The sequence below is a fragment of the Delftia sp. WSY_22 genome, from assembly GCF_043104185.1.
Classification (GTDB): domain Bacteria; phylum Pseudomonadota; class Gammaproteobacteria; order Burkholderiales; family Burkholderiaceae_C; genus Comamonas; species Comamonas tsuruhatensis.
Genome location: NZ_JBICKN010000018.1, coordinates 178903 through 201048 on the forward strand (window position 1 = coordinate 178903; position 22146 = coordinate 201048).

At 68.2% G+C, this 22146-nt stretch carries 14 protein-coding genes and 1 tRNA gene; 3 read left to right on the forward strand and 12 right to left on the reverse strand.

The features are described 5' to 3' along the window. Positions 1-237 precede the first annotated feature (237 nt). The 3 genes from ACF8NF_RS10685 to ACF8NF_RS10695 form a co-directional block, all read right to left on the reverse strand. Positions 238-741: a GNAT family N-acetyltransferase gene (locus tag ACF8NF_RS10685; RefSeq protein WP_074921323.1), complete on the reverse strand. Its 504-nt coding sequence runs from the start codon at positions 739-741 to the stop codon at positions 238-240. 417 nt (positions 742-1158) lie between these two features. Then, positions 1159-1232 (reverse strand) — tRNA-Gly (locus ACF8NF_RS10690). A gap of 356 nt (positions 1233-1588) precedes the next feature. After that, the gene (locus tag ACF8NF_RS10695) at positions 1589-1891 is read right to left on the reverse strand and encodes a hypothetical protein (RefSeq protein WP_392450566.1); all 303 of its coding nucleotides are present in this window, start codon (positions 1889-1891) and stop codon (positions 1589-1591) included. Positions 1892-2243: 352 nt separating this feature from the next. Between ACF8NF_RS10695 and ACF8NF_RS10700 the strand changes: the two genes are divergently transcribed. Further along, complete coding sequence (locus tag ACF8NF_RS10700) at positions 2244-3101, forward strand: hypothetical protein (RefSeq protein ID WP_392450567.1); 858 nt, start codon at positions 2244-2246, stop codon at positions 3099-3101. Between the two features lie 378 nt (positions 3102-3479). Continuing rightward, the gene (locus ACF8NF_RS10705) at positions 3480-3953 is read left to right on the forward strand and encodes a hypothetical protein (RefSeq protein WP_043790505.1); all 474 of its coding nucleotides are present in this window, start codon (positions 3480-3482) and stop codon (positions 3951-3953) included. A gap of 177 nt (positions 3954-4130) precedes the next feature. Here the strand turns inward: ACF8NF_RS10705 and ACF8NF_RS10710 are convergent, their stop codons facing one another. After that, complete coding sequence (locus tag ACF8NF_RS10710; RefSeq protein ID WP_227740991.1) at positions 4131-5504, reverse strand: helix-turn-helix domain-containing protein; 1374 nt, start codon at positions 5502-5504, stop codon at positions 4131-4133. On the opposite strand from ACF8NF_RS10710, the gene ACF8NF_RS10715 reads away from it, so the two are divergent. Beyond that, positions 5503-6330 carry an oxaloacetate decarboxylase gene (locus tag ACF8NF_RS10715; RefSeq protein WP_016451625.1) on the forward strand — a complete coding sequence of 276 codons (828 nt, stop codon included), beginning with the start codon at positions 5503-5505 and terminating at the stop codon, positions 6328-6330. The genes ACF8NF_RS10710 and ACF8NF_RS10715 overlap by 2 nt on opposite strands. Here the strand turns inward: ACF8NF_RS10715 and ACF8NF_RS10720 are convergent. The 8 genes from ACF8NF_RS10720 to ACF8NF_RS10755 all read right to left on the reverse strand — a co-directional run bounded on the left by ACF8NF_RS10720 (position 6315) and on the right by ACF8NF_RS10755 (position 22064). After that, positions 6315-6620, reverse strand: a complete 306-nt coding sequence (locus tag ACF8NF_RS10720; protein ID WP_154834182.1) for a hypothetical protein — start codon at positions 6618-6620, stop codon at positions 6315-6317. The genes ACF8NF_RS10715 and ACF8NF_RS10720 overlap by 16 nt on opposite strands. Then, positions 6617-8287 carry an SWIM zinc finger family protein gene (locus tag ACF8NF_RS10725; protein ID WP_392450568.1) on the reverse strand — a complete coding sequence of 557 codons (1671 nt, stop codon included), beginning with the start codon at positions 8285-8287 and terminating at the stop codon, positions 6617-6619. The genes ACF8NF_RS10720 and ACF8NF_RS10725 overlap by 4 nt, the downstream gene beginning before the upstream one ends. After that, positions 8284-9477, reverse strand: a complete 1194-nt coding sequence (locus tag ACF8NF_RS10730; protein WP_392450569.1) for a VWA domain-containing protein — start codon at positions 9475-9477, stop codon at positions 8284-8286. Before ACF8NF_RS10730 ends, ACF8NF_RS10725 begins: the two co-directional genes overlap by 4 nt. A 47-nt stretch (positions 9478-9524) precedes the next feature. Next, the gene (locus ACF8NF_RS10735; RefSeq protein WP_392450570.1) at positions 9525-11999 is read right to left on the reverse strand and encodes a DUF5682 family protein; all 2475 of its coding nucleotides are present in this window, start codon (positions 11997-11999) and stop codon (positions 9525-9527) included. Beyond that, entirely contained in the window at positions 11989-13113 is a 1125-nt protein-coding gene (locus ACF8NF_RS10740) for an AAA family ATPase (protein ID WP_046241649.1), read from the reverse strand. Before ACF8NF_RS10740 ends, ACF8NF_RS10735 begins: the two co-directional genes overlap by 11 nt. Further along, positions 13113-16040, reverse strand: coding sequence for a DUF4132 domain-containing protein (locus ACF8NF_RS10745; protein ID WP_392450571.1), 2928 nt, complete (start codon positions 16038-16040; stop codon positions 13113-13115). The genes ACF8NF_RS10740 and ACF8NF_RS10745 overlap by 1 nt, the downstream gene beginning before the upstream one ends. 23 nt (positions 16041-16063) lie before the next feature. After that, positions 16064-19045 (reverse strand): DUF4132 domain-containing protein, encoded by a 2982-nt coding sequence (locus ACF8NF_RS10750; protein ID WP_392450572.1) that lies wholly within the window; start codon positions 19043-19045, stop codon positions 16064-16066. Positions 19046-19121: 76 nt separating this feature from the next. After that, the gene (locus tag ACF8NF_RS10755) at positions 19122-22064 is read right to left on the reverse strand and encodes a DUF4132 domain-containing protein (RefSeq protein ID WP_392450573.1); all 2943 of its coding nucleotides are present in this window, start codon (positions 22062-22064) and stop codon (positions 19122-19124) included. Between the last annotated feature and the right edge of the window lie 82 nt (positions 22065-22146).

The following is a 22146-nucleotide window of genomic DNA, read 5'->3' on the forward strand; positions in this document are numbered from 1 at the left end:
TATGCGGCTTTTTTGCGTTTGTCGCGCCGCAGATCTCGCCCCTGTAGTTCCGGACGCTGTCCAGCTGTTTTCGGGGGAGACGTCAGGCAAGAACAAGCCCACTGTTAGGGCTTGTCTGCACCTCGGTGTGCTTCACCTTCTTCGACGTCTCGTCACTTCCCAGGATGACAAGGTGCTGCGTCCTTTGCGAGACCAGTTCATGGAGAACCCTCAGGCGCTGACGGATCCGGGCAGCGACTACGCCGACAAAAGCGCCCAGCGTTCGTGATCTCGCCAGCGACCACCGACCTTCATGAATGCGGGCGACAACCCCTCCAACTTGAAACCACAGGACTTCACCAGTGCTATGGCTGCCTTGTTCTCAGGCTGAATGTTGGCTTCCAGCCGATGCAGCTTCGAAGTCCTGAAGACCTGCTTCACGACATGCGCGAGGCCCTCCTTCATCAGGCCCTTCCCTTCGAAGCCCGAGAATGCAAAGAAGTCGATATGGGCAGAGCGGAACGGGTCCATCAGGATGTTCGTGATCTGCACGACCCCGGCAAAACCATCGCTGCACCACTCCCAGATCACAAATGCCGCACCCGACGGCTCCTGCACGCGAGCCAGGTAGCCCTGGAACTCCTGTGCCGTGCTGGGCGGCGAAACCCATGGAGCGTGCAGTTTGCGGCTCTGTCCGACCGCGTCGATGAACTGCTGCTCCAAATCGGCGGTCAGCGTCGAAACGTAGATATCTGTGCCCATGACTTCCCTTCTCTGTGGAAAGAAAAGTGTAGCCAGCCCAGGAATCCGTCGGAAGCCTGGCAGCGCGCTTGCACCCTACAGCTTTGTCAAGTGCACCATTGAAACGACGAAGCCCGCTCGGCGCGGGCAGCCTAAGAATTCGAGTTCGAGCTCGGCGCACCATCAAGAGGCGATGCGCAAGCGCTCGGGTCGAACGATATGGAAGAAATGGCGCGACTGCCAACGGCGCAGCGTTGTGGAGGCGAAGAAGAACTTGCTTTAAGCGGCCGGGCGAAATGGTGACCGTACGCATGTTCGACTGCCAGCTTGTGGAACTGCATGTCCACGTCGGCTTGCTCAATCGCTTTAGCCAGATTGGCCACTCTCAAGCCGCATTCTGTTTGTGCACCAGAACCGACGTCAGTAGGGATGTCTATCTGGAGCGGGCGATGGGAATCGAACCCACGTCTTGAGCTTGGGAAGCTCAGGTCCTGCCATTGAACGACGCCCGCCTTGGCCAAGCCATTGTCGAATCATGCATTTCTTCGCCAAGGGCTTGCATTTCTTGGAAATTTCACGGCGCGCTTGCCGCAGAACCTCAACTTGGCACCCAGCGAATCCATCTTCACTTACGAACTTGGCGTAGGTTCTGGCGTAGGTTTTTGCTCCCTACGCCGTTGGCAATAAAACCTACGCCATGACTCTGGAAGAGATTCTAGTGCCATTCGGTCCGCGTTCTTTCAAGCAGCTTGCTGCGTGGGCACGGGACTCACGGAGTGGTCGAGCATACGAACCTGGGCGGTCTTCGTCAGGGGCTTGCCAGGGGACGGTACGGTCGATGAGGTAGCCAGGAGGAAAGTCTTGGGCGTTATGGAGTTCGCGCGGCACCAGCATGCGCAACGTGATAGCCACGATCCTCCCAAGGCTCGCCCTTGAGCCACACGGTCGCGAACGCCAGGCGGTCGCGCGTGGTGGTCGTGTTCATGGGGTCGCGCAGGTCGCGGGCCGGCGTGCTGTTGAACCCGCCGTTGGCCTGGACCATGAAAGCAGAGGCGAGGTTTTGGCCGCCGCCGCTGTCCGTCGCGGGGCCCAAGGAGCCCTTGATGTATTTGGCGCCGTGGCTCCAGCGCTTGTTGCCGTCCTTGCCCTCGCCTTGTTCCGGACAGGCCAAGTCGTCCTAGACAGCTTGATGCTCGTTGTCGGTGTCGCAGAAGACCGGGACCATGCTGCAGGATGGGCAGCGCTCCATGGCGAGCAGCAGCACGGCTGTGCTGTCCTTGCCGCCAGATACGGAAATGACGTGCTTTGTCGCCATGGATTGGGAATTCAGAACATCAAAAGCCCGAGTTGCCTGCACCGTTCGGGCTTCGGGGCGGGTTGCCTGCCTCTTGATGCAAGAGTTAGTGAGCAAATAGATTACCCAAATTGAATCCAAAACTTGACTTGAATTGGAATATCGCAGTCACATGATTGCCAGTTATAGTTAATCGGTTTTTTGCAGTTCAAACATCAATGGAGTCGTTATGAATCGTTTTGCCCGTAGTGCTGTGTTCTCTGCGCTCGTATCCTGCCTGGCTGCGCCGGCAATGGCGGCCCTGCCTGATTCAGGTATGTGGACGATTGACGGGGAGCTGAACGGCAAGCCAGGACGCGGCATTCAGATCGACAGGCAAAGCGGGCTGAACGTCATCGTCACCTATTATGGCTATAGGACGGACGGGTCGGCACTCTTCCTGCAAGCGGCAGGCCGGTTGAAGGACGAGAAGATCTTCGAGGGGGAGCTGGCCGAATACCAGGGCGGTCGCGTGCTGGGAGGTCCGGCGCAGAACGGCGAAGTTGCACAAGTCGTGGGCCCTGTTCGCATCGTCTTCGACACTGAGACATCGGCGTCCATCACGCTCCCCGGCGAAGCCACTCAACTGATGAAGAGATTTCGCTTTGAAGACCACTTGAGCCGCCTTCACACAAAATCTTTCAGCTATTCCACCGCGGAGGAAATGGTCAGAAAGGTGACCCCTGGGACGATCCACATCTACGCAAAGGATGGCATCTTTCGGATGGAAGAAGAGTTGGTCAACGGCGGTTCATGCTTTTACGAAGGTGGACTCGAAGTCTCGGGGCAGTCTGTCAACTCCGCCGGGTCCGTGACCTGCAAGGACCCGTCTACTCGACCGAATGTCCATTCCTACAAGGTTGAGAACCTGCAAGTAGACGAGTATGGGGTCTTGACTGGGCGCTTCAACTGGTCCGGGTGGGACACTGCGGGAAATACGCTGAGCAATACGCGCACCGTGGTCGGCATCTGCCGCTCCAATCTGGAGCCGCTTGACGCAAAGGCCTGTCTTGAAAATGGTCACAGCTTCTATACGAAGCCGAATTGACCCGATTCCTTGATCCCAGGCGCACAGTACCGTGCTGAAAGAAAAAAGCCCCTGGCGCGTGCGCGCCCAAGGGCTTGAGGTGCCGCCTAGACTTGGCGCGCACCTGCCTGCTTGGTGTATCGGCAGTCCGTTGCCTAACTTTTGGCTGTTTCGATCAGAAATTGCTCTCTGTCCTTGCCGTCGATCCAGTTCGAGGTCTGCCTCGGTACCTCGGGGTGCCCACGCTGCCCAGGGGGACGACATCGGCAGCCGGCAGGGCGTCGCCGCGGCGGTGGTCTTCGGGCTGGCTACGGGCGTGGGCGCGGCGATTTGTGCGACAAATCCGAGCCAAGCGGGCTACAGTCGCAAGCAACGTTCCATCCAACCTCGGCAGACAGCATGCAAGACACCGTCTCTTGCGAGAGCACCAACGCAGAAATCCGGCTGAGCGGCTTGCGCGTGCAAAGCATGCGCCTCTGCGATTCCTACGTACGCATGCACATGAATCTCGAAGCCTGTGGCTCGCCCGACGCACTGGGCGTCATGCACCACTTCTTCAACTGCTACTGGCTCAACGACCTGGAGCTGCCCTATCTCACCGATCTGCTGGATTTGCGCAATCCGCAGGTGTGCCCCGTCAGCCTGCGGGAGGACGGCTGGGCGCAGATGGAGCCGGACCGACGCCAGGTACGAATCTGCAGCACCTATGGTGATTCACCCTGCGCGTTGATCGCCTGGGAAGAGTTCAGCGCGGCCATGCAGCTCAAGCACCGCTTTCTTTGCCTGATGCGGCAGTACGAGGGTCAGGGCATCCCTCGCTACAGCATCGCTGAAGGCTTCAGGGTTCGACTGCGTGCACCTGCTCGTGCATAGGCCGGGTGTCCACCCTGGAGACTAGGGACACGGAAATCTTTCCTCCTGATGCAAGCATGAAAAGGCTTTCAGAGGCCAGGGAGACCAGGTGCAGTTGCACACAGAGCATCCTGCATGCAGAAGCCCCTGACGTTTTCGACCGAGCGTCAGCCTGGGGCAAGACCATCCATCCGGCGATCAGGCCATGAGCCCAAGCAGCCAGTCCGCATACTCCACGGTGGCGGGAGTGGTCCCGGAAGGAGGCTTGATGCATGCCGCGCGTGTGGAATTCGCCATGGCGCGTATGTCGCTGGGTGTGTGGCCGAATTTGGCCCGGAATGCGCGGCTGAAGTGGGCCTCACTGGCAAAGCCCAGGCGCGCGGCCACCTCGGCGACACGCAGGCGTCGGTAGGCAGGGTTTGACAGGGCATGGAAGGCCTCTTGCAACCGTCGCTGCTGCACATAGCGCATCACACCCCCCAAAGGTTCGAAAAGGTGATAGAGCCGGTGACGTGAGATGCCGAAGCACCGGCAAAGCAGCTCGGGCGAGAGGGGAGCGGCCAGGTTTCGCGCGATATGGCGCTTGATACGGTCCAGCATTGCTGCCTGCAATTCAGTCCGAGCCTCGGCCACCGTCCGTAGACTGGGGCGCAGGCAGGCCGCCAGCATCTGGGTAGTGGCATGCACTATGTCGTCAGCCTGCTCCAGGCCGATGGAAGGCAGGCGTCGCTGCAGAGCGCAAAGATGATCTGCCAATAGCCCGGCGAAGATGCTGCTGCGGGTCAACACGGTTCCGTGCAAGCCTGAACTCGATGCACCCATTGCCTGGTCGCCAAGGCTGCGGGGCACGATCAACGAGAGCACATGGGAGTCGTCCGCAACGGTATGCTGGCAGCGAGCCATGTCGAAGAAGACCACATCACCTGCTTGCACCGTCAGCTCGTGACCATCGTCACAGCGCCCTGTGAAGCCGCCTCCCCGGTACCACTGCACCAGATAGTGGTCCAGCCCGTCATGGGCCGCGCGTGCATGTCCGCGCGAGAAGCGCTGTGCACCGAAGCGCAGGTCTCCCAAAAGCAATTGTCCCAAGTGGACTGCATCTACCGAGGCGTGGAAGCCGCCGCGCACCGTACCGCGTTCCAGCGGGGTCACATCGAACAGTACAGAGATGCCGCTGCGCCAAGCGTCGAACCTGTCCGCCTCCAGGCACTGCTCGGTGGTGAAGGTGGTGCTCGGCAGGGCTGAGGTCGGAGTCTGCATGTCGAATGATCTGGGCAAAAGAATGCCGTGGTGAAGCCGTCCCTCCGATAGCAGCCAAGGCGTTGCGACACACTCGCCCAGGACGGCTTTCATTTGAGAGCCGCGGCATCGTAACGCAATGTGTGCTGGGGCGAATCGAACTGACGAACGGTAGCCCGTCAAGATGCAACCCAGGCAGTGATGCAGGAAGATGCGCAGAAGTTGGTGCCTCGGCAGGTCCAGCAGCCATTCAGCCTGTGGCGGTGGATAGCGTTCACAGGCCTTGGAGAATCGATGCTTGAGTTTCTCAAGAGTCAAAACGGAGTGTTCCATGACCCCTACCACCGAACAAAAACGTGCCAGCTTCCGGGCCCTGCACCGCCAGGGCTGCTTTGTACTGCCCAATCCATGGGACGCCGGCAGCGCCCGCATGCTGCAGGGCCTGGGCTTCAAGGCGCTGGCCAGCACCAGCTCGGGCCATGCATGGTCGCTGGGCCGGCCCGATGGCGCCATCTCGCGCGACATGACCCTGGCGCATCTGCGCACCCTGGTCGCGGCCACCGACCTGCCCGTGAACGCGGACTTTGAAAGCGGCTTCGGCCTGGGTCCGCAGGAGGTGGCAGAGAGCGTTCGCATGGCCTTGGACACCGGCGTGGCAGGGCTGTCCATCGAGGATTCGACAGGCGATGCGGCCAACCCCTTGCGCAGCATCGAGGACGCCGTGGCCCGGCTGCGCGCCGCCCGCGCTGCCATCGACGAGGCAGGCGGCAGCACCTTGCTGGTCGGGCGTGCGGAGAATTTCTTCGTGGGCCGACCCGATCTGGACGACACCATTGCCCGGCTCAAGGCCTATGCCGAGGCCGGCGCGGACTGCCTGTACGCACCCGGCATCCGCAGCGCCGAGCAGATCCGCGCCGTGGTGGCGGCCGTGGCACCCAAGCCGGTGAATCTGCTGATCGGAGGGGCCAGCGAATGGAGCCTGCAGGATGCCGAGGCCATGGGCGTGCGCCGCATCAGCGTGGGCGGCGCACTGGCGCGCGCAGCCTGGGGCGGCTTTCTGCATGCGGCGCGCTCCATTGCCGAGACGGGGCGCTTCGACGCGTTCGCCCAGGCCACGCCGGGCGCCGAGCTCAATGGCTTTTTTCAGGGCAAGGACTGATCCGCAGCGGCCTGCAGCCGCTGCGCGGTCATGACCCAGACCGCGATATCGAGCAGGGCGGCCGCGCGCTCCACCGGCGCGAGCTGCGGGTCCAGCACGCTGTCCATCTGCCGTGCCAGGGCGGACCAGCCCAGCAGTGCGGCCTGATCGGCCCAGGCCCGGCCTGCGGCCAGCAGCGGTGCGCCGGCACCCACCAGGCCTGCGGCCTGCATATCGGCCAGCCAGACCTGGCCCTGTGCCAGCCAATGGCGCAGCGGCGCCTCGGCGTTTTCGTTCGGTGCCGTGCTCATGGCTGTTTCTCCCTGCTGCCCTGCGCTGGCGGCGGCTTCCAGGCCGTGCTGGGATGGTGCCAGTCCGTACTGTCCCGCCAGCGCACCGATGCCACGGCCATCTGCAATCGCCCGGCCACGAATTCCACGCGGCCAAAGACCTCCTGCAGCACCCGGCCGCACGCCAGCTCCCGGCGCAGGGCCTCGCCCGCCCTGCCGTGCATGCCGTGCAGATCGCCGGCCAGGCATATGACGGCGCCGGAGGTTGGCAGCTGCGGTTGCAGCTCCATCGTCCAGCGCTGCAGCAGCAAGTCAGTCTGCGGCAGGCCGCTGCCGCTCACCTTCCATCGCGCCCAAAGGGGCGGCTGCTGGCGCCAGGGGTCGGCATGCAGCTCCTGCAGATGGCGACGCAGCAGGACCTGGGGGTCGTCGGCCCCCGGCAAGGGGCCGGCCGCCTGGGCCGCCACCAGCCGGGTGGCATCCCGCGCCGAAAGGCGGCCGTCGTCGCTGACCCAGCCGTCCACCAGCACATGAGGACCTTGCAGCAGCTGCCTTGCCGTGAGGCCGCCCAGGGTTTCCGATTCCAGCGCCTGGGCAGGCTCCCATTGCGGATCAAAGCCCTCAGCGCGCGATGCCGACCAGGTCAGGAACCGGCCGCTGGCCGCATCCTGCAAGTGCACCGAAAAACCGCGCTGCCCTCCGCGCGCCAGCCACAGCTCGGCCGCCACGGCATGCAGGCACAGGCCTTGCACGCGCCGGTAGCTGCGCCTATGCACGCCAGCCAGCTCCTGCAGGGGCCGCGGCAGGGGTTGCTGGGCCAGGCCGCGCAGCAGCATCCACAGCGCGGCCAGCAGGGGCGCCACGCGCTCGGCCGCGCCGGCACGGCCCGCGCGCTCGTCGCGCAAGGCGCGCACCAGCAGGTTGAGCACGCTGGCGGGGCGCGGCAGGTCGGCCTGGCGCAGTTCGGTGGACAGTGCCTCGCCCTGGTCGAGGAAGGCCGGGCTCATGCCGGCACGGCCCTGCAGCACCCAGCCGGTCAGCCAGAGCCTCACCTGCGCCAGACGCTGCAGTGCGCCGGCTTCCAGCGCATGCGCAGGCAGCTCGGGCATGGGTGCGCCCGCTGCGCGCCGGGCCTGCAATGCCACCAGGGCGCGGTGCGCGCAGGTGGCGGCCTTGCAGCTGCAACTGGCCGCCGCCAGGCCGCCAGCACGCGGCAGGCGCACGGTCACTTCGTCGGGATTGGAGAGTTCACCGACCAGCGCGGCCGGCGTCTCTTCCAGCACGGCATCGAAACCCTGTGCCATCCAGCGCAGGGCCTTGCGCTGGGCAGCGCTGCCGAAGGCCCGCGCCACGGCCTCGGCATCGCCCTCCAGCCATGGCGCGATAGGGGCCTGTGCTGCCTCATCGGCCGCCCCTCCGCTGGCCAGGCGCGCGCGCAGGCCCAGCAGCAAGGCGCACAGATGGTGGCAGGGTCCATAGGCGGGGCAGCTGCATTGCAGCGTGGCAAAGCCCGCGCCGGCCAGGGTCTGGACATGGCCTTCGATATCGGCCCGGGCATGGCTGGCATCCAGCTCCCAGGCCGCCGCATCCAATGTCGCCAGGGCCTTTGCGCCGCGCTTGAGCAGGCCCTTGTTGGCCCAGTCGGCAATGGCGTCATCGTCCAGGGTGCGCAGCCATTGCTGCATCATGAGGAACGCCCTGCCTGCATGGCACGGGCCAGCCAGTCCACCAGATGGTCGGGCGTCATGGCGCCGATCTGCGCACCGCGTTCCACCAGTTGCGCAGCCAGGTCCCGGTCGTAGTCGGGATGGGCGCGGCGATCCAGGGCGGCCAGCACCAGCACGCGCGCACCGCTGGCGATCAGCCGCTCGGTCTCGGCGATGACGCGGGCCTCGTCATGGCCTTCGTAGAGATCGGTGATCAGCACGACCACGCTGCGGCGCGGCGCGGCCAGTTGCCCGGCCGCATGCGCCAGGGCGGCACCGATATTCGTGCCTCCGCCCAGTTGCGCGCCCAGCAGCAGTTCTTCGGGCGCATGCAACTGGCTGGTGACGTCGGCCACCTCGTCGGCGAACAGCAGCACATGGGTGCGCAGGGCGCGCACGCGCGCGAAGATGCTGCCCATCACGGCGCTGTGGATGACGGATTCGTACATGGAGCCGCTCTGGTCCACCAGCAGCCACAGGTCCCAGGTCAGTCGCTGCGCCTCGCTCTCCCTGAAGAACAGGCGCTCCAGCACCAGCACCTGCTCCTCGCTCTGGTAGTGGCGCAGGTTGTGGCGCAGGGTGCGCGGCCAGTCCAGATCGCTCATCTGCCCCTGGCCCCGGCCACTGCGGCGCCTGCGCCGCCGCCCCAGGGCCGAGTGCACGCGCGAGGACAGCCGTGCCTGCAGATCCGCCACCACGCGTGCCACCAGCCGCCGGGCCTCGTCCAGCACCTGCACGGGCAGGCTGGCGCGCACGGCCATCAGCGCGGCCACCAATTCAATGCTGGGCGTGGCCTGGGCCAGTACCTGGGGGTCGCCGAGCAGGCCGTGCAGCCCGTAGCGCGACAGCGCATCGCGCTGCAGCGTTTCCACGGCGCTGCGCGGGAACAGGTCGCGCACCTCGCCCAGCCAGTGCACTGCCTGGGGCTCGGGCACGCCGTTGCCGCCCTGGCGCGCGGACAGCCCGCCCGTGCCCTGCCAGGCGTCGGTGCCTGCACCGTCGGGCTGCTCGCGCAGGCGGTGCTCGCGCTGGTAGAGATAGTCCAGTGCCGCGTCGCGGCGCGCATCGGCGTCATCGAGCGGCTGCGCCGCAGCCAGGGGCTGGGCCGCCTCGGGCCCGAGGATGAGGCGCCAGCGCCGCAGGGTGGCGGCATCGATTGCCTGTTCCTGCATTGGCGGCTCGTGCATTGGCAGTTCGTGCATTGGCGGATCTTCCCGGCTCATGACAGTCCCCAGGGTTGCAGCAGCCGGCCCACCTGGGCCGCCAAGGCGCGGCTGTGCGCCAGGGCCTCGTCCGATGGCAGGTGCACGCAGGCCAGCGTGGTTGCGCCGGGTGGCGTGGCCGCGCCCGACAAACCGGCCAGCCGCCCGGCCAGTTGCCGCAGTTCGGCACGGGTCAGCTGGGCAAAGGCCAGCCGCAAGGCCGGCAGGCCGGCCAGGAAGGCGTCTTGCGGCCAGTGCGCAATGCCGTCGCTGAGCAGGCGCAGCAGCGGCGGATGGCTGAGCAGCCAGCCCTTGGCCACGCGCAAAAAGCCCTGCAGGTACTCGCCCATGGCGGCAGCATCGACCTGCGCCAGGCCCAGCATGGCGCGCAGGGCGGCATCGGTCTGCGCAATCTGCCAGCGGCCGGCCATGCTCAGGATGCCGGCGGTGGCGCCGCGCACGCGCGCAGGCGTGCTGCCGGCTCCTGCCTCATGCAAGGCGGCACAGGCATCGTGGAACAGGCCGGCGTCGGCCCAGGGTACGGCGCGGCAGACCATGCCGTGCAGATCGGCCAGGGCATCCAGGGCCTGCACCTGCTGGACGGCATCGCCCTCGCCCAGCCAGGGCAGGCGCAGGCAGGCCTGGGCAAAGCAGCGCCGCAGCAGCGGCAGCAGGCGCGCCAGGCCCACGCCGCCCAGCGCATGGCGGGCCTCGTAGGCCAGGGCCAGGCAGCCGGTGGCGCGGGCCAGGGCCAGGGCGTCGTGGCTGCGCTCCATCCAGGCCTGCACGGTGTCCAGCACCTGCTGGGCAATGCCGTCCAGGCCCATGACCAGCACTTCCAGCACGCGCTGCGCCGGCTCGGTGTCGGCAGTCTGCGACAGCCGCTCCAGCACGCGGTGGACAGCGGCCTCTTGCAGGCTGGAGCCGTGGCGCATGGCCTCGGTGAGTGCCACCGTGGTCTCGACCTGCCAGCCCAGCGTCCAGACCTCGCGCACGCGCGCCAGGCCGGTGCCCGCCACAAAGTCCGGTCCCGCCAGGCATTGCGCATAGGGCACGCCCAGGTAGCGCAGCCGGTGCAGTCCCTGCGACAGGCGGCGGTGGCGGGCGCTGCGGTAGATGTCCAGCTCCTTGCGCACGGGTGCGGCAGGCCGCACGGGCAGGCGGTGGCGCAGGCAGAAGGCCTGTACATCGACCAGCAGCGGGGCGGCCGGCGCGTTGGGTGGCAGCTGGCCGTAGTCGTCGGCGTCCAGCAGCCATTGACCAGTCTGCTGCCCGGTCTGCTGCCCGGTCTGCTGCACCATAGGCTGCGGACGCAGGGCCTGGGCATGCTCCTTGAACACGGCGCTGTCCAGCGCTTCCAGCAGCTCGGCCCGGCCGCCGTGGCAGGCGCGCAGTGCAGCCAGGCCATGGGCCAGGCGCACGGCCTCTGCCGCGTCGGGCAGGCTGGCGGGCAGGCCCCGGGCACGCAGGCCGTTCACGGTGCGTGCCGCCATCTCGGGCCAGGCCTGGGCATCGGGTTGCGAGGCGCCCTGCTCCAGCGCCTGCCAAACGCCCTGGTAGTAGCCGGGCATGGGCATGCCGGCCGCGTAGCCGCTGGCACGCTCCAGCCGCTGCAGCGTGTAGGGGATGAGATGCACGCCCACATCGATGGGCTGACCGGCCGCAGCCGGACGCTCGGGCGCCGACAGGCCAGCGGTGATGCCAGCCACGATGCCCGCCACATGAAAGCCGCCGCAGACCACCAGGCAGCGCCCGCCTTCGGCCAGGGCCTCGCGGACCTGGGCGGCCATGTGGGCCTCGCGAGCCCTGTCTTCGGCATCAGGGCCCGCGCCGCCCGCTGCCTCGTCCCGCTCGCGCAGCAGTTGGCTGAAGGCCAGCACGCCGGCAAAGTACGCCTGGGGCGAGGCGTCCTCATTGCCCGATTCGTAATGCCGGTCCCACCATTCGTCGAAGTCTCGGCAGCCGCCGGCCTGGATGAGGCCGGCCAGCACGTCGGGCGCGCGCCGCGAGGGTTCGTCGGCCAGCAGGGGTTCGGGCGCGCAGGCGAAGTAGTCCAGCTGCGTGGCCTGGGCCAGCCGCGCCGCATAGGGCAGGTCGATGAAGCGCACATGGCTGCGCAGCCGCACCGCCTCGCGCAGGGCCACCCATTCAGGAGAGAAGGCCGCAAAGGGCACATAGCAGCGGCAGCGCCAGTCGTCCTCCAAAGCGCCATTCGCGCCATTCGAGCCATTCGTTTCATGTGCGCCATCGCCGCCTGCCACGGTCGCATGCAGGTAGGCCGCCAGCGGCGGACGCGCCTGGGCGTGCTGCAGCGCAGGCAGCAGGGCATCGAGCTCGCCCGGGCCTTCGATCAGCACGTGGCTGGGCTTGAACTCGCGCATCAGCGCGCGCAGGTGATGGGCGCAGCGCGGGCTGTGGTGGCGCACGGGCACCAGGCGCAGCTGCGGCAGCGGCGCCAGCCAGGCGATGGCCTCTGCGGCCTCAGTGCTCACGGCCGCCTGCGACAAAGTCCTGCCAAGCCGGCTGCCCTGCACGCTGGCGTGCCACCACGCGCAGGTATTCGGCGAAGCGGCGACGGTCCTCGTCGTCGTCCTTGATCACCGTGCCCAGCAGGTGGCGCGCCAGGTGGGCCGGACCCACGCGCTCCTGCCCGAAGTACCAGCACTGGCAGGCGGCGTTGAAGGCCACGTCGATGGCCTCGGCCGTGGACAGCACGGTGCCCGGCCGCTCCACGGCCGTGCCCTCCACGCTGCCGCTGCGCAGCTCCTGGAAGGCCGTGGCCAGCAGGGCCAGCACATCGGGCGCGACGGTGGTGCCGATGCGCTGCTGCGCCAGTGCGCGGCCCACCTCCTGCCCTATCAATGCGGCCTGCGCGGCCACGCCTTCGAGCGGGCGCATGGTCTCGAAGTTGAAGCGGCGCTTGAGCGCGGCCGACATCTCGTTGACGCCGCGATCGCGCAGGTTGGCCGTGGCAATCACATTGAAGCCCGGCCGTGCCAGCAGCCAGGGCTGCTCGTGCTTGAGTTCGGGAATCTGCAGCAGCCGGTCGGAGAGCACGGGCACCATGCAGTCCTGCACTTCGGTGGAGCAGCGCGTGATCTCCTCGAAGCGCAGCAGCCGCCCTTCGCCCATGGCGCGGTGCAGCGGGCCGGGCACCAGGGCCTCGGGGCCGGGGCCGTCACGCAGCAGCAGGGCGTAGTTCCAGCCATAGCGGATCTGCTCCTCCACCACGCCGGCACCGCCCTGCACGGTGAGCTTGCTGTCGCCGCTGATGGCGGCGGCCAGCAGCTCGGACAGCAGGGATTTGGCCGTGCCCGGCTCGCCCACCAGCATCAGGCCGCGCTGGCCGGCCAGGGTGACGATGGCGCGCTCGACCAGGGCATCGTTGCCGTGGATCTTGCGGGCGATTTCGGGGCCGCCGCCATCCGGGGCCGGGCCGCCCAGGATGAAGCGCCGAACGGAGCGCGGGCTCAGGCGCCAGCCGTCGGGGCGCGGGCCCTGGTCGGCGGCCTGCAGGGCCGCAAGTTCCTGGGCGTGGGCCATCTCGGCCGGCAGCCGCTGGGCGGCAGGTTCCGGGGTGGGCGCTGCAATGCGTTTGGTGGCCATCAGTCGCTCTCTTTGGTGCTGGCCGATTTGGCGGCGATGGCCGCGAACTGCGCCATCAGCGTGGCCTGCAGCGCGCGCGGCCACTGCTGCGGCTGCAGCCGGGGCCAGCGGCCATCCTCGCCGCGGTGGCTGCTGTCATAGACCACGGCATGGGTGATGTCCACGCGGTGGTCCAGTTCCATGAACGGCAGGTAGCGCCCGTGGTGGAGTTCGATGTACAGCTGCGGTCCTGCCAGGTCCAGCTTGTGCTCGTAGATGCCGGGGCCGTCTTCCACGGGGCCAGGGCGGTAGTTCCACTTGGCCAACAGGCCGGACAGCGCGCCCTGGCGTATCTGCAGCGGGCCGGCAGGGTGCAGGGCATGGTTCTTCCACTGGCTGGCGTCGGGCAGTTGCGCACCCGCGCCCAGTTGGTCGATCAGCGGCTGCAGCTCGTAGTCGGCCAGGCAGGTGCGCCAGGCCTCAACCTCGCCCGCTGCGGCATCGACCGGATGCCAGAGCAGCACCTGCGCATCGTCGGGCAGCTCCACGGCATCGTCTGCGGCATCGAGCAGGGAAAAGTCCTCGGCAATGCGAAAGCTGGCGCCCTGCTCCAGCCGCCAGATCAGGGTGCGGCCCATGATGCGCAGCAGGGGATGCTGCAGGAACAGGCGGCGCCAGCGCGGGACGGACCAGCGCTGTCCCGTCATGAAGGCGGTACCCATGCGCGGCGCCTGCTGCCTGGCGATGGCCTTGACGCCAGCGGCAACGGTCTTGAATTCGGCCTGTGCCGCATTCCACTGAAGGCGCAGCGATTCGTCCTTGAGCGCAGGCAGGGTCTTGGAGGCCTTGCCCTTGTCGCTCACCACGCGCAGGCTCAGGTCGCCCTGCAGCTGCAGGCGGTAGCGCTGCGGGCCCACCTCCAGCACCAGGCCTTCGCCGCCCAGGCCGAAATCGGGCGTCAGCTCGTCATACAGCTCGATCAGGCTCAGGCCGCGCCGCTGGGCGGCTGCCTCCAGCGCGTCATGCGCTGCCGCAATCACCAGGTCCTTGAGCTTGCGCGAGGTGGACAGGGTCTGGACCTGGGACAGCGCGTACAGCGTGTCCAGCGCACCGAGCTGCTCCACGGCGATGATGGCGCGCAGCTTCTTGCTCCAGCCCCAGGCCTTCACGGCGGCCACCAGGGTCTGCACCAGGCGGTCGTCGACATGGCCGTTGGCCAGTCGCAGCGCCCAGCGCGCCTTGGGCTCGCCCTCCAGGGCCACCCAGGCATTGACCAGGTGCAGGGACAGCTGGGCGCGGCTTTCGGCCGGCACATGGGCCAGCAACTGCTCCACCAGCGGCGGCAGCTCTTCCTCGGCCGTGGCCACCAGATGCAGCACGATGCGGGCCGCATGCCCGGACAGCGGCGCGAACAGGGCCAGGGTCTCTGGCTGGTCATAGGCCTTGATGCTGCTGGAAAAGCGCTTGAAGCGCGCCACGCGGGCCTCCAGTGCGTCAAGCGGCACCCTGCCCCCCTCCCCCTGCGCCACGGTCAAAGCACCCGGCACTGGCACACCCAGGGCCAGCAGCCGGCCCTCGACCATGCTTTCGGAGCCCAGGTCCAGGCCCGTGCGCAGCAGCGCCTGCAGCAGCGGCGCGACCCCGGGATCGGGGTGGACCAGCAGGATGTCGCGGCAGGCCAGCTGCATCGCCTTCTCGCGCCGCTGCAGCCAGGCGTTGGACTCGAAGACAGCGCCTACGGCCTGCGCATCCAGTCCCTGCATGAAGCGCGCCACCGCTTCGCGCAGCGCCCGCGAGCTGCTGGCAGCCAGCAGTTCGCCCAGCAGGGGCAGCCGGGCATGCAGCATGGCCGGGTCCAGCTGCGCCAGCAGCGGGGCCAGGCGCACGGTGGGAATCTCGCGCAGGTAGTCGGGCTGCTCGGTCAGCATCTGGTTGAGCAGTCCGATGAAGGGCTCGATCCGCGATTTCTGCAATATGCAGCGCAGCAGATGGGGCAAAAGCTCCGGGTAGCGTGCCGTCCAGATCTGCTGGGCGACCACCGCATCGAAGTGGTACTTGGGCTGCCATCCTTCGATCCAGGCGACGAAGGGCGCGGAATCCTCCCGCACCAGGCGGTCGAAAATGGGGATGAAGTAGTCGGCCGGCTCATGGTCCGCCCTGCCCAGCAGCAGGTTGACCAGTTCCAGGCGCCGCTGGGCATCGGCGCCCAGGTCCCAGCGCAGCGCGATCAGGCCCGGGTCTTCGTTGATGGGCTTGTCGTCGAACCAGTCGGGATGGCGGCGGTAGAAGTCGTACCAGGGCGCGCAGCGCTGCGGGTGCGGAACGTCGCTGTGCCGCTTCATGTAGACATCGCGGATGTCGGCATAGAGCGCGCCGCCGCGCTCGGCCAGCTCCATCAGGTCCTGGTCGTCCAGGCTGCCCAGCAGCAGCTTCCAGTCGGCTCTGTCATACCCGCCACCGGACTGGACGTTCAGCTCTGCGGCCCAGTCCAGCAGCTGCATCACCCGTTCACGGCTGATGCCCGGGTACCAGAGCCAGCCGAACATGTCCAGGATGCGGATCTCACGGTAGTCGTTGTCGCCGTCCGGCGCAGGTGGACGGGCCAGGCTGGCGCGCGCCATCTGCTCGAACTCGGCCGCAAGCTCGGGGCTGTGGCGTGGAATGTCGCCGTCCAGGCTGCCGTCGATCCTGCACCCGAAGGGGATGGTCTGCCGCGCGAAGGCCAGCCACAGGTCATGGTCATGGGTCCAGGGCAGATCGAAGTTGCCCAGGGCGCGGATGGGGTTGGAATAGTCGTCGAAGGCCTTGCGCGTGAAGGCGCCCACTTCGTCATGCCGGCCCGCGCGCATGCGGCTGGCCAGCATCTGGACCAGTTCGGCGGGTGGCAGCGAGGCGCTCAGTTCCTCCAGCGTGGCCTGGTCGGTGTGTTCTAGGGTCGAAGAGTTCATGGATTCAGGGGTTCTGGAGGGAGTCAAACCTGGGCTGCAGCCGCGCCCGCAGCGCGCGAGGCCAGGGCCTGGAGCATGGCGCACAGCGATGCCTGCAGCGGCAGCGGCCATTCGGCCGGGGGCAGCAGGCGGTCGGCGGCCATGTCGCGCAGGGCAAAGCCTTCGATGTCGATCTCATGGCCGGGCTCGTAGTACGGCATGGCCGCGCTGTGCAGCAGTTCCACGCGCCAGCGCTGCACGGCAAAGTCCCGCAGGTGCAGGTAGATGCCGGGGCCATCGCACACGGGGCCGGCATGAAAGCGCCATGGCCCTGCCAGGCCGTCCAGCGCCTGCTGCGTGAGCCGTATCGGTGCCAGGGGCTGCAGCAGTTCCTGCTGCCACTGGCTGGCCAGCGGCAGGTCGGCGGGCGCATCGACCTGCTCGATCAGGGCCTTGAGGCCGTAGTCGGCCAGGCATTCGCGCCACTGCGCACGCTCCTGCTCGGTGGCCTGCGCGGGGTGCCACAGGGCGATGCGGCCCTCGGCCGGCAGTTGCACCGCGTCGCTGTCGGCATCGACCAGGGACAGGTCCTCGGCAATGCGCAGGCTGAACGGCTGGCCGGCCGCGGGCTCCGCCCGCCAGACCAGGCCCTGTGCCACCACGCGCAGCAGCGGGTGCTCCAGGAAGAGGCTGCGCCAGGTGGCCAGCGGCCAGTGCCGGCCCAGCATCAGGCAGGACTGCAGGCGCGGCGCCTGCTGCTGCAGCACGGCCTTGATGCCCTTGGACAGCGTCTTGAGCCGCGCGGCGGCCGCCTCCCACTCCGTGCGCAGGCCCTCGTCGGCCAGGGCCGGCAGGCTGCGCGCCAGCTTGCCGGCCGGCGTGCGCAGGCGCAGCGACAGGTCGCCCCGCAGCAGCACGTCATAGGTCTGCGCGCCCACCTGCAATTGCACGCCCCGGCCCAGGTCGAAGTCCGGGGTCAGCTCGTCGCCGAGGTCGGCCAGCGCCATGCCGCGCCGCGTGGCGGCCTCGGCCAGCACGGCCTGCGCGGCGGCCAGCACGCTGGGCTTGAGGGTCTTGCCGGTGGCCAGGGCCTGCACGCAGGACAGGGCATAGACCGTGTCGAGCCGGCCCAGCTGCTGCAGCGCGACCACGGCGCGCTCCTTGCGCGTCTTGTGCCAGGCCAGGGCGGCCGAGGACAGCACATCGACGATGCGGTCGTCCGCCGCGCCGGGCAGCAGCTTGAGCACCCAGCGCGATTCGGGCGCGCCATCGGCAGCCACCCAGTGCTGGACCAGGGCCAGCGCCAGCCGCGCACGGTTCTCCGCGCCGGCCTGGGCCAGCAGTTGGCGGGCCAGCGCAGGCAGCTCCTGCGGGCTGGAGGCCGCCAAGTGCAGCAGCGCACGCGCGGCCTGGGCCGACAGGGGCGCGAGCAGGTCCAGCAGCGCCGGCTGGTCCAGCGCGGCAATGGCGGGCGACAGGCGCTGCAGGCTGGCGGCCTGGGCTTCAAGCTCTGCCAGGGAGCCGGCATCGCTGCCCGCTGGCACGGCCTCGCCGCCAGGTGACCCGGCTGCGTCCGCAACCGGGGCTGCGGCACCCAGATCCTTCAGTCGCGCCTGCACCGGGCCTTGCTCGGCCACGTCCAGCAATCCACCGGACAGCAGTGCCGACAGCAGGCTGCCAGACGCCGGATCAGGATGGGCCACCAGCACATCGCGGTAGGCCAGCACCAGGTTCTTGTTGGGCTTGGCCAGCCAGCCGGCGGCCTGGGGCGCATCCACGGGCAAGGCAGACAGCGCCTGTGCCAGCGCCGCACGCAAACCCTTGGAGGCACTGCCGGAGGCGGCCTTGCCCAGTTGCGGCAGCAGCCGCTGCAGCGTGTCCACGCGCAGCGCGGGCAGCAGGTGCGTGAGCGGGCCGGCGGCCAGCCGGGCCAGGTCGCCAGGGCGATCGGCCAGCAAGGTTTCGGCCACCGGAGCGTAGCCGGCGCGGTCGGATTCGTGCTTGCAGCCGTCTGCGCAGGCCGGCAATAGCAGCGGCAGCAGGGCCGGCCACCGGGCTTCCCACAGCCGCTGCGCCACGGCGGGATTGATCGCCAGGTGGCCCAGTTGCTTGAACCAGGCGGCCAGGGGCGCAGCGTCGGTCTGCAGCATGCACTTCACCAGGGCACGGTCATGCGGCCAGTCATCGTCCGAGGCAAAGCACAAGGCCTTGAACAGGTCCTGGGCCAGGAGGTCGCGGCGCGCGGCATCGGCCGTCTCCCAGCGCGATGCGATCAGCACGGGCTCGGGCAGGCGCATCTGGTCAAGCACGGCGGGGAATTGCGCAAAAAAATCCCGCCACAGCGCCCAGCGCTGCGCTGCAGGCCTCGTGCGCTGCAGCGGCAGCTGGCGTTGGACGATGTCGCGGCTGAGCTGGCCGCCGCCGTCCTCGATGGCCATGGCCAGCAGTTCGGGCTCGGGCAGCTGGTGCAGCAGGTGCTGCCACTGGCAGTAGTACTGCGCGCCGGGCGCAATGCCGGCCTTTGCGCTCAGTTCCCGCGCCCAGCGCAGCAGGGCGGTGATCTCGGCACTGGACATGCCTTCATGGCCCAGCACGCCAAACACCTGCCTGAGCACGAGGTCGTAGCCATCGCGCAGTCTCCAGGGCTGGTGGCTGCGGCTGCCCCAGTCATCCAGCCAGGCGCGGGCCAGTGCCGTCAGCTCCGCGGTCAGCTGGGCACTGCGCCGGGGCACGCCCGGGTTGCCCCCATAGAACTGTCCCAGCGGAAGGCTGATGCGCGCCAGCGCCAGCCACAGCGCGTGGTCACGCTGCCAGGGCGCATGCTCGCCGGGCAGCTGGTGCAACCGCTCCTGGCACAGGCTGCTGCTGTCGCGCAGGAAGTCCGCCACCTCGGCATCACGCCCCTGGGCCAGGCGCTTTGCCAGTTCGGCGGCAAAGGCCGGCATGCCCTCGCGCCCAGCCGGCGCGGCCGTGTGCAGTTCGTACAAAGCCTGCAGGGGAAGCGCTGCTGTCTCGTTGTTGCTCATGGTCTGTGGAGTCTTCGGTGATGGGCGATCGGCCGGCCAACGTTTCAAGGGAGCAAAGGTTCACAAAGACAAGGGCTCAGGCAGCCGCCTTGGCCGCCAGGGCCAGCCACTGGCCTTGCAGCGTGGCCAGCAGCGGCTTGGGCAGCCGCGCCGGGTCGGCGCTGGCCCCGTAACCCTTGCTCAGGTCGTGCACGCGCAGGCCTTCCACGGCCACGGGCAGGCCCAGGTCCAGGTAGGGCGGGAAATAGCCGTGCGACAGCTCCAGGCTCAGCTCCAGCGCGGGCAGGCGCCACACATGCTCGTTGATGCTGGGGCCATCGCCCACGGGGCCGGGCCGGTAGCCGAACTTCTTGAGCATGGCGCCGAGCTGCTCCTGCGCCAGCGTGATCGGCGCGGGCGGCAGCAGCATGCCGTTCCTGAACTGGCTTGGCGCGGGCTGCTCGGCGCAGGCGCCCAGCTGGTCGACCAGGGGCTCCAGCTCATAGTCGGCCATGTAGGCCTGCCAGGCCTCGCGCTCGCCGGGCTGGGCCGTGGCCGGGTGCCAGAGGCTGATGCTGCAGCCAGCGGGCAGGGCCACGGTTTCATCCTCCACATCGACCAGCGAGAAGTCCTCGGCCAGGCGGAAGCTGGTGCGCGCAAGGCCCGGCGCATCCTCTGCGCGCCAGATCAGGCTGCGCCCCACGATGCGCAGCAGCGGGTGGGCCACGAACAGCCGCTGCCAGCGATCCAGCGGCCAGCGCTTGCCGCTGACCAGGGCCGCCAGCATGCGCGGCGCCTGCTGCTTGACCACGGTCTTGAGGCTGGTGGACAGGGTCTTGAGCTGCGCAGTGGCGGCCTCCCATTCGGGCTTGAGCGCCTCGTCCTTGACCGCAGGAATGGTCTTGCTGGCCTTGTTCCTGTCGTTGATGACGCGCAGGCTCAGATCGCCCTGCAGCTCCACGCGGTAGCTGTGCGGCCCGACCGTGACCGTCAGGCCCTGGCCCAGGCCGAAGTCGGGGGTCAGCTCGTCGAAGAGCTCGGGCACGCTCATCTTGCGGCGGGCAGCGGCGGCACGCAGGGCGCTGCGCGCCGTGCGCTGCACCTGGTCCTTGAGCGAGCGCGATTCGGAGATCTCCTGCACGCGCAGCAGAGCGTAGAGGCTGTCCACCTCGCCCAGATGCTCGACAGCGGCGGCCGCGCGCTGCAGGCGCGGGCGGTTCCAGGCCTGGACGGCGGCCACCAGCGCATCGACCACGCGGTCATCGGCATGGCCGGGCAGCAGCCTGAGCGCCCAGCGCTGCTTGGGTTCGCCCTCGCAAGCAATCCATTGCTGCACCAGGGCCAGCGCCAGGCGGGCACGGTTGTCGGCCGGAATGCGCGCCAGCAGCTCGTGGGCCAGCGGCGGCAGGCCGCCTTCGGCAATGGCGGATACGTGCAGCAGCACGCGGGCCGCGTGCTCGGACAGCGGCGCGCACAGCGCCAGCAGCTCGGGCGTGTCGAAGGGCTTGATGGCCGCGCTCAGGCGCTTGATGGAGGCGATCTGGGCTTCCAAGTCCACGCCGCCAGCGGCAGACGCTGGCGATGCGGCATCCGCCTGGCTTTCTTCCGATGCCGAGGCGCCCTGCCCGGTCAGGCCCAATTGGTTCAGCCGCTGCTGCACGCTGCTGGCCGAGGCCGCATCCAGCTTGCCGCCGGCCAGCAACTGCGCCAGCAAGGGACCGACGGCGGGGTCGGGGTGGGCCAGCAGCACGTCGCGGCAGGTCAGCAGCAGGTTCTTGGGCGGCTTGTTCAGCCAGCCGGCATCCACCAAGCTGGCCAGCGGAATATGGGCGGCCAGGCCGGCCATGGCGGCGCGCAGGCCCTTGGCGCTGCTGCCTGCGATGAGCGGGGTCAGGGTGGGCAGCGTGGCCTTCAGGCTGGCGGTGTCGAACGCGGGCAGCACATTGACCAGGTCCTTGACAGGCACCTCGGCCAGATCGGCCGGGCGGCGGGTCACCAGTTCGCGGATCGCGCTGCGGTAGCGGCGCAGCTCGTCCTCGCGGTCGCAGTGCTGGGCAATGGCCGGCAGCAGCAGGGGCAGCAAGGCGGCATCGTCCTGCTTCATGACATGCATGGCCAGCGCCAGGCTGATCCGATAGCCGCCGTTCTCACGCAGCTGCCTGGCAAAGGGCGCGGGATCCTCGGCCACCAGGCGGTCCAGCAGCTGCAGCGCACGGGTACGCTCCCCGCCCTGGGCATGGCCCAATTGGCCCATCAGGGTGCCCGCCAGTTCCTCACGCCGTGGGGCATCTGCGCTGGCCCAGCGCTGCTCCATCAGGTCCGGATCGCCTATGTAGGTCTGGTCATACAGCTCGGGATGCGCGGCAAAGAAGCCCATCCAGGACTTCCAGCCCTGCCCCTTGGGCTGCTTGGGTTGGCGCTCTTCGCGGTAGTGCACTATCACATCGGCGAACAGCTTGCCGCCCACGGCGGCGTAGCGCTGCAGGTCGGCATCGTTCAGCTGGGCGATCAGCCGCTTCCAGGGCGCGTGGTACTCGGTGTCGGGCTTGTACTCACCTTCCTTGCGCAGGGCCAGCGTCCAGTCCAGCGTGGCCGTCACTTCCTCGTAGGGCATGCCTGGATAGCAGAGCCAGGGCACCAGGTTGCCCAGCACCATGCCTATGCCTTTGAAGACCGGCAGATCCGCGCTGCGGGCATGGGCCAGCCATTGCTCGGCCATCACGCGCACTTCGGCGGCCACCTTGGCATTGGTCAGCTTCTCGCTGAGCCCTGCCGGCGCATGGCCGCGCGGCACCGTGAGCCGTGCCAGGGCCAGCCAGCGCTCACCGTCATGTGTCCAGGGCGATTCGCTGCTGTTCAGGCGCCCCAGCATGTAAAGGCAGCGCTCCTCGCAATCACGCAGGAAAACCTGCACCTCATCGGCCCGCCCGTCATGAAGCCGGGCATCAAGTTCGGCGGCAAAGGCCTCTTCGCTGAGGCCTTCGTCCAGCCGGTCATAGAGATCGCTCAGGGAAGCTGCGTGAAGATCGGTAGTGCTCATAAAGATGAGGAGATGAACAATGTGGGCAGCCGCAAACCGGGGCCTGCCGGGATGGAGACGGGGGTGGAGCCTGCACGGGATG

Excerpts from the sequence above, each read along its gene's own strand:
- ACF8NF_RS10685 (WP_074921323.1), bottom strand. The coding sequence starts at position 741 with ATGGGCACAGATATCTACGTTTCGACGCTGACCGCCGATTTGGAGCAG.
- ACF8NF_RS10700 (WP_392450567.1), top strand. The coding sequence starts at position 2,244 with ATGAATCGTTTTGCCCGTAGTGCTGTGTTCTCTGCGCTCGTATCCTGC.
- ACF8NF_RS10705 (WP_043790505.1), top strand. The coding sequence starts at position 3,480 with ATGCAAGACACCGTCTCTTGCGAGAGCACCAACGCAGAAATCCGGCTG.
- ACF8NF_RS10715 (WP_016451625.1), top strand. The coding sequence starts at position 5,503 with ATGACCCCTACCACCGAACAAAAACGTGCCAGCTTCCGGGCCCTGCAC.
- ACF8NF_RS10710 (WP_227740991.1), bottom strand. The coding sequence starts at position 5,504 with ATGGAACACTCCGTTTTGACTCTTGAGAAACTCAAGCATCGATTCTCC.
- ACF8NF_RS10720 (WP_154834182.1), bottom strand. The coding sequence starts at position 6,620 with ATGAGCACGGCACCGAACGAAAACGCCGAGGCGCCGCTGCGCCATTGG.
- ACF8NF_RS10725 (WP_392450568.1), bottom strand. The coding sequence starts at position 8,287 with ATGATGCAGCAATGGCTGCGCACCCTGGACGATGACGCCATTGCCGAC.
- ACF8NF_RS10730 (WP_392450569.1), bottom strand. The coding sequence starts at position 9,477 with ATGCAGGAACAGGCAATCGATGCCGCCACCCTGCGGCGCTGGCGCCTC.
- ACF8NF_RS10740 (WP_046241649.1), bottom strand. The coding sequence starts at position 13,113 with ATGGCCACCAAACGCATTGCAGCGCCCACCCCGGAACCTGCCGCCCAG.
- ACF8NF_RS10745 (WP_392450571.1), bottom strand. The coding sequence starts at position 16,040 with ATGAACTCTTCGACCCTAGAACACACCGACCAGGCCACGCTGGAGGAA.
- ACF8NF_RS10750 (WP_392450572.1), bottom strand. The coding sequence starts at position 19,045 with ATGAGCAACAACGAGACAGCAGCGCTTCCCCTGCAGGCTTTGTACGAA.
- ACF8NF_RS10755 (WP_392450573.1), bottom strand. The coding sequence starts at position 22,064 with ATGAGCACTACCGATCTTCACGCAGCTTCCCTGAGCGATCTCTATGAC.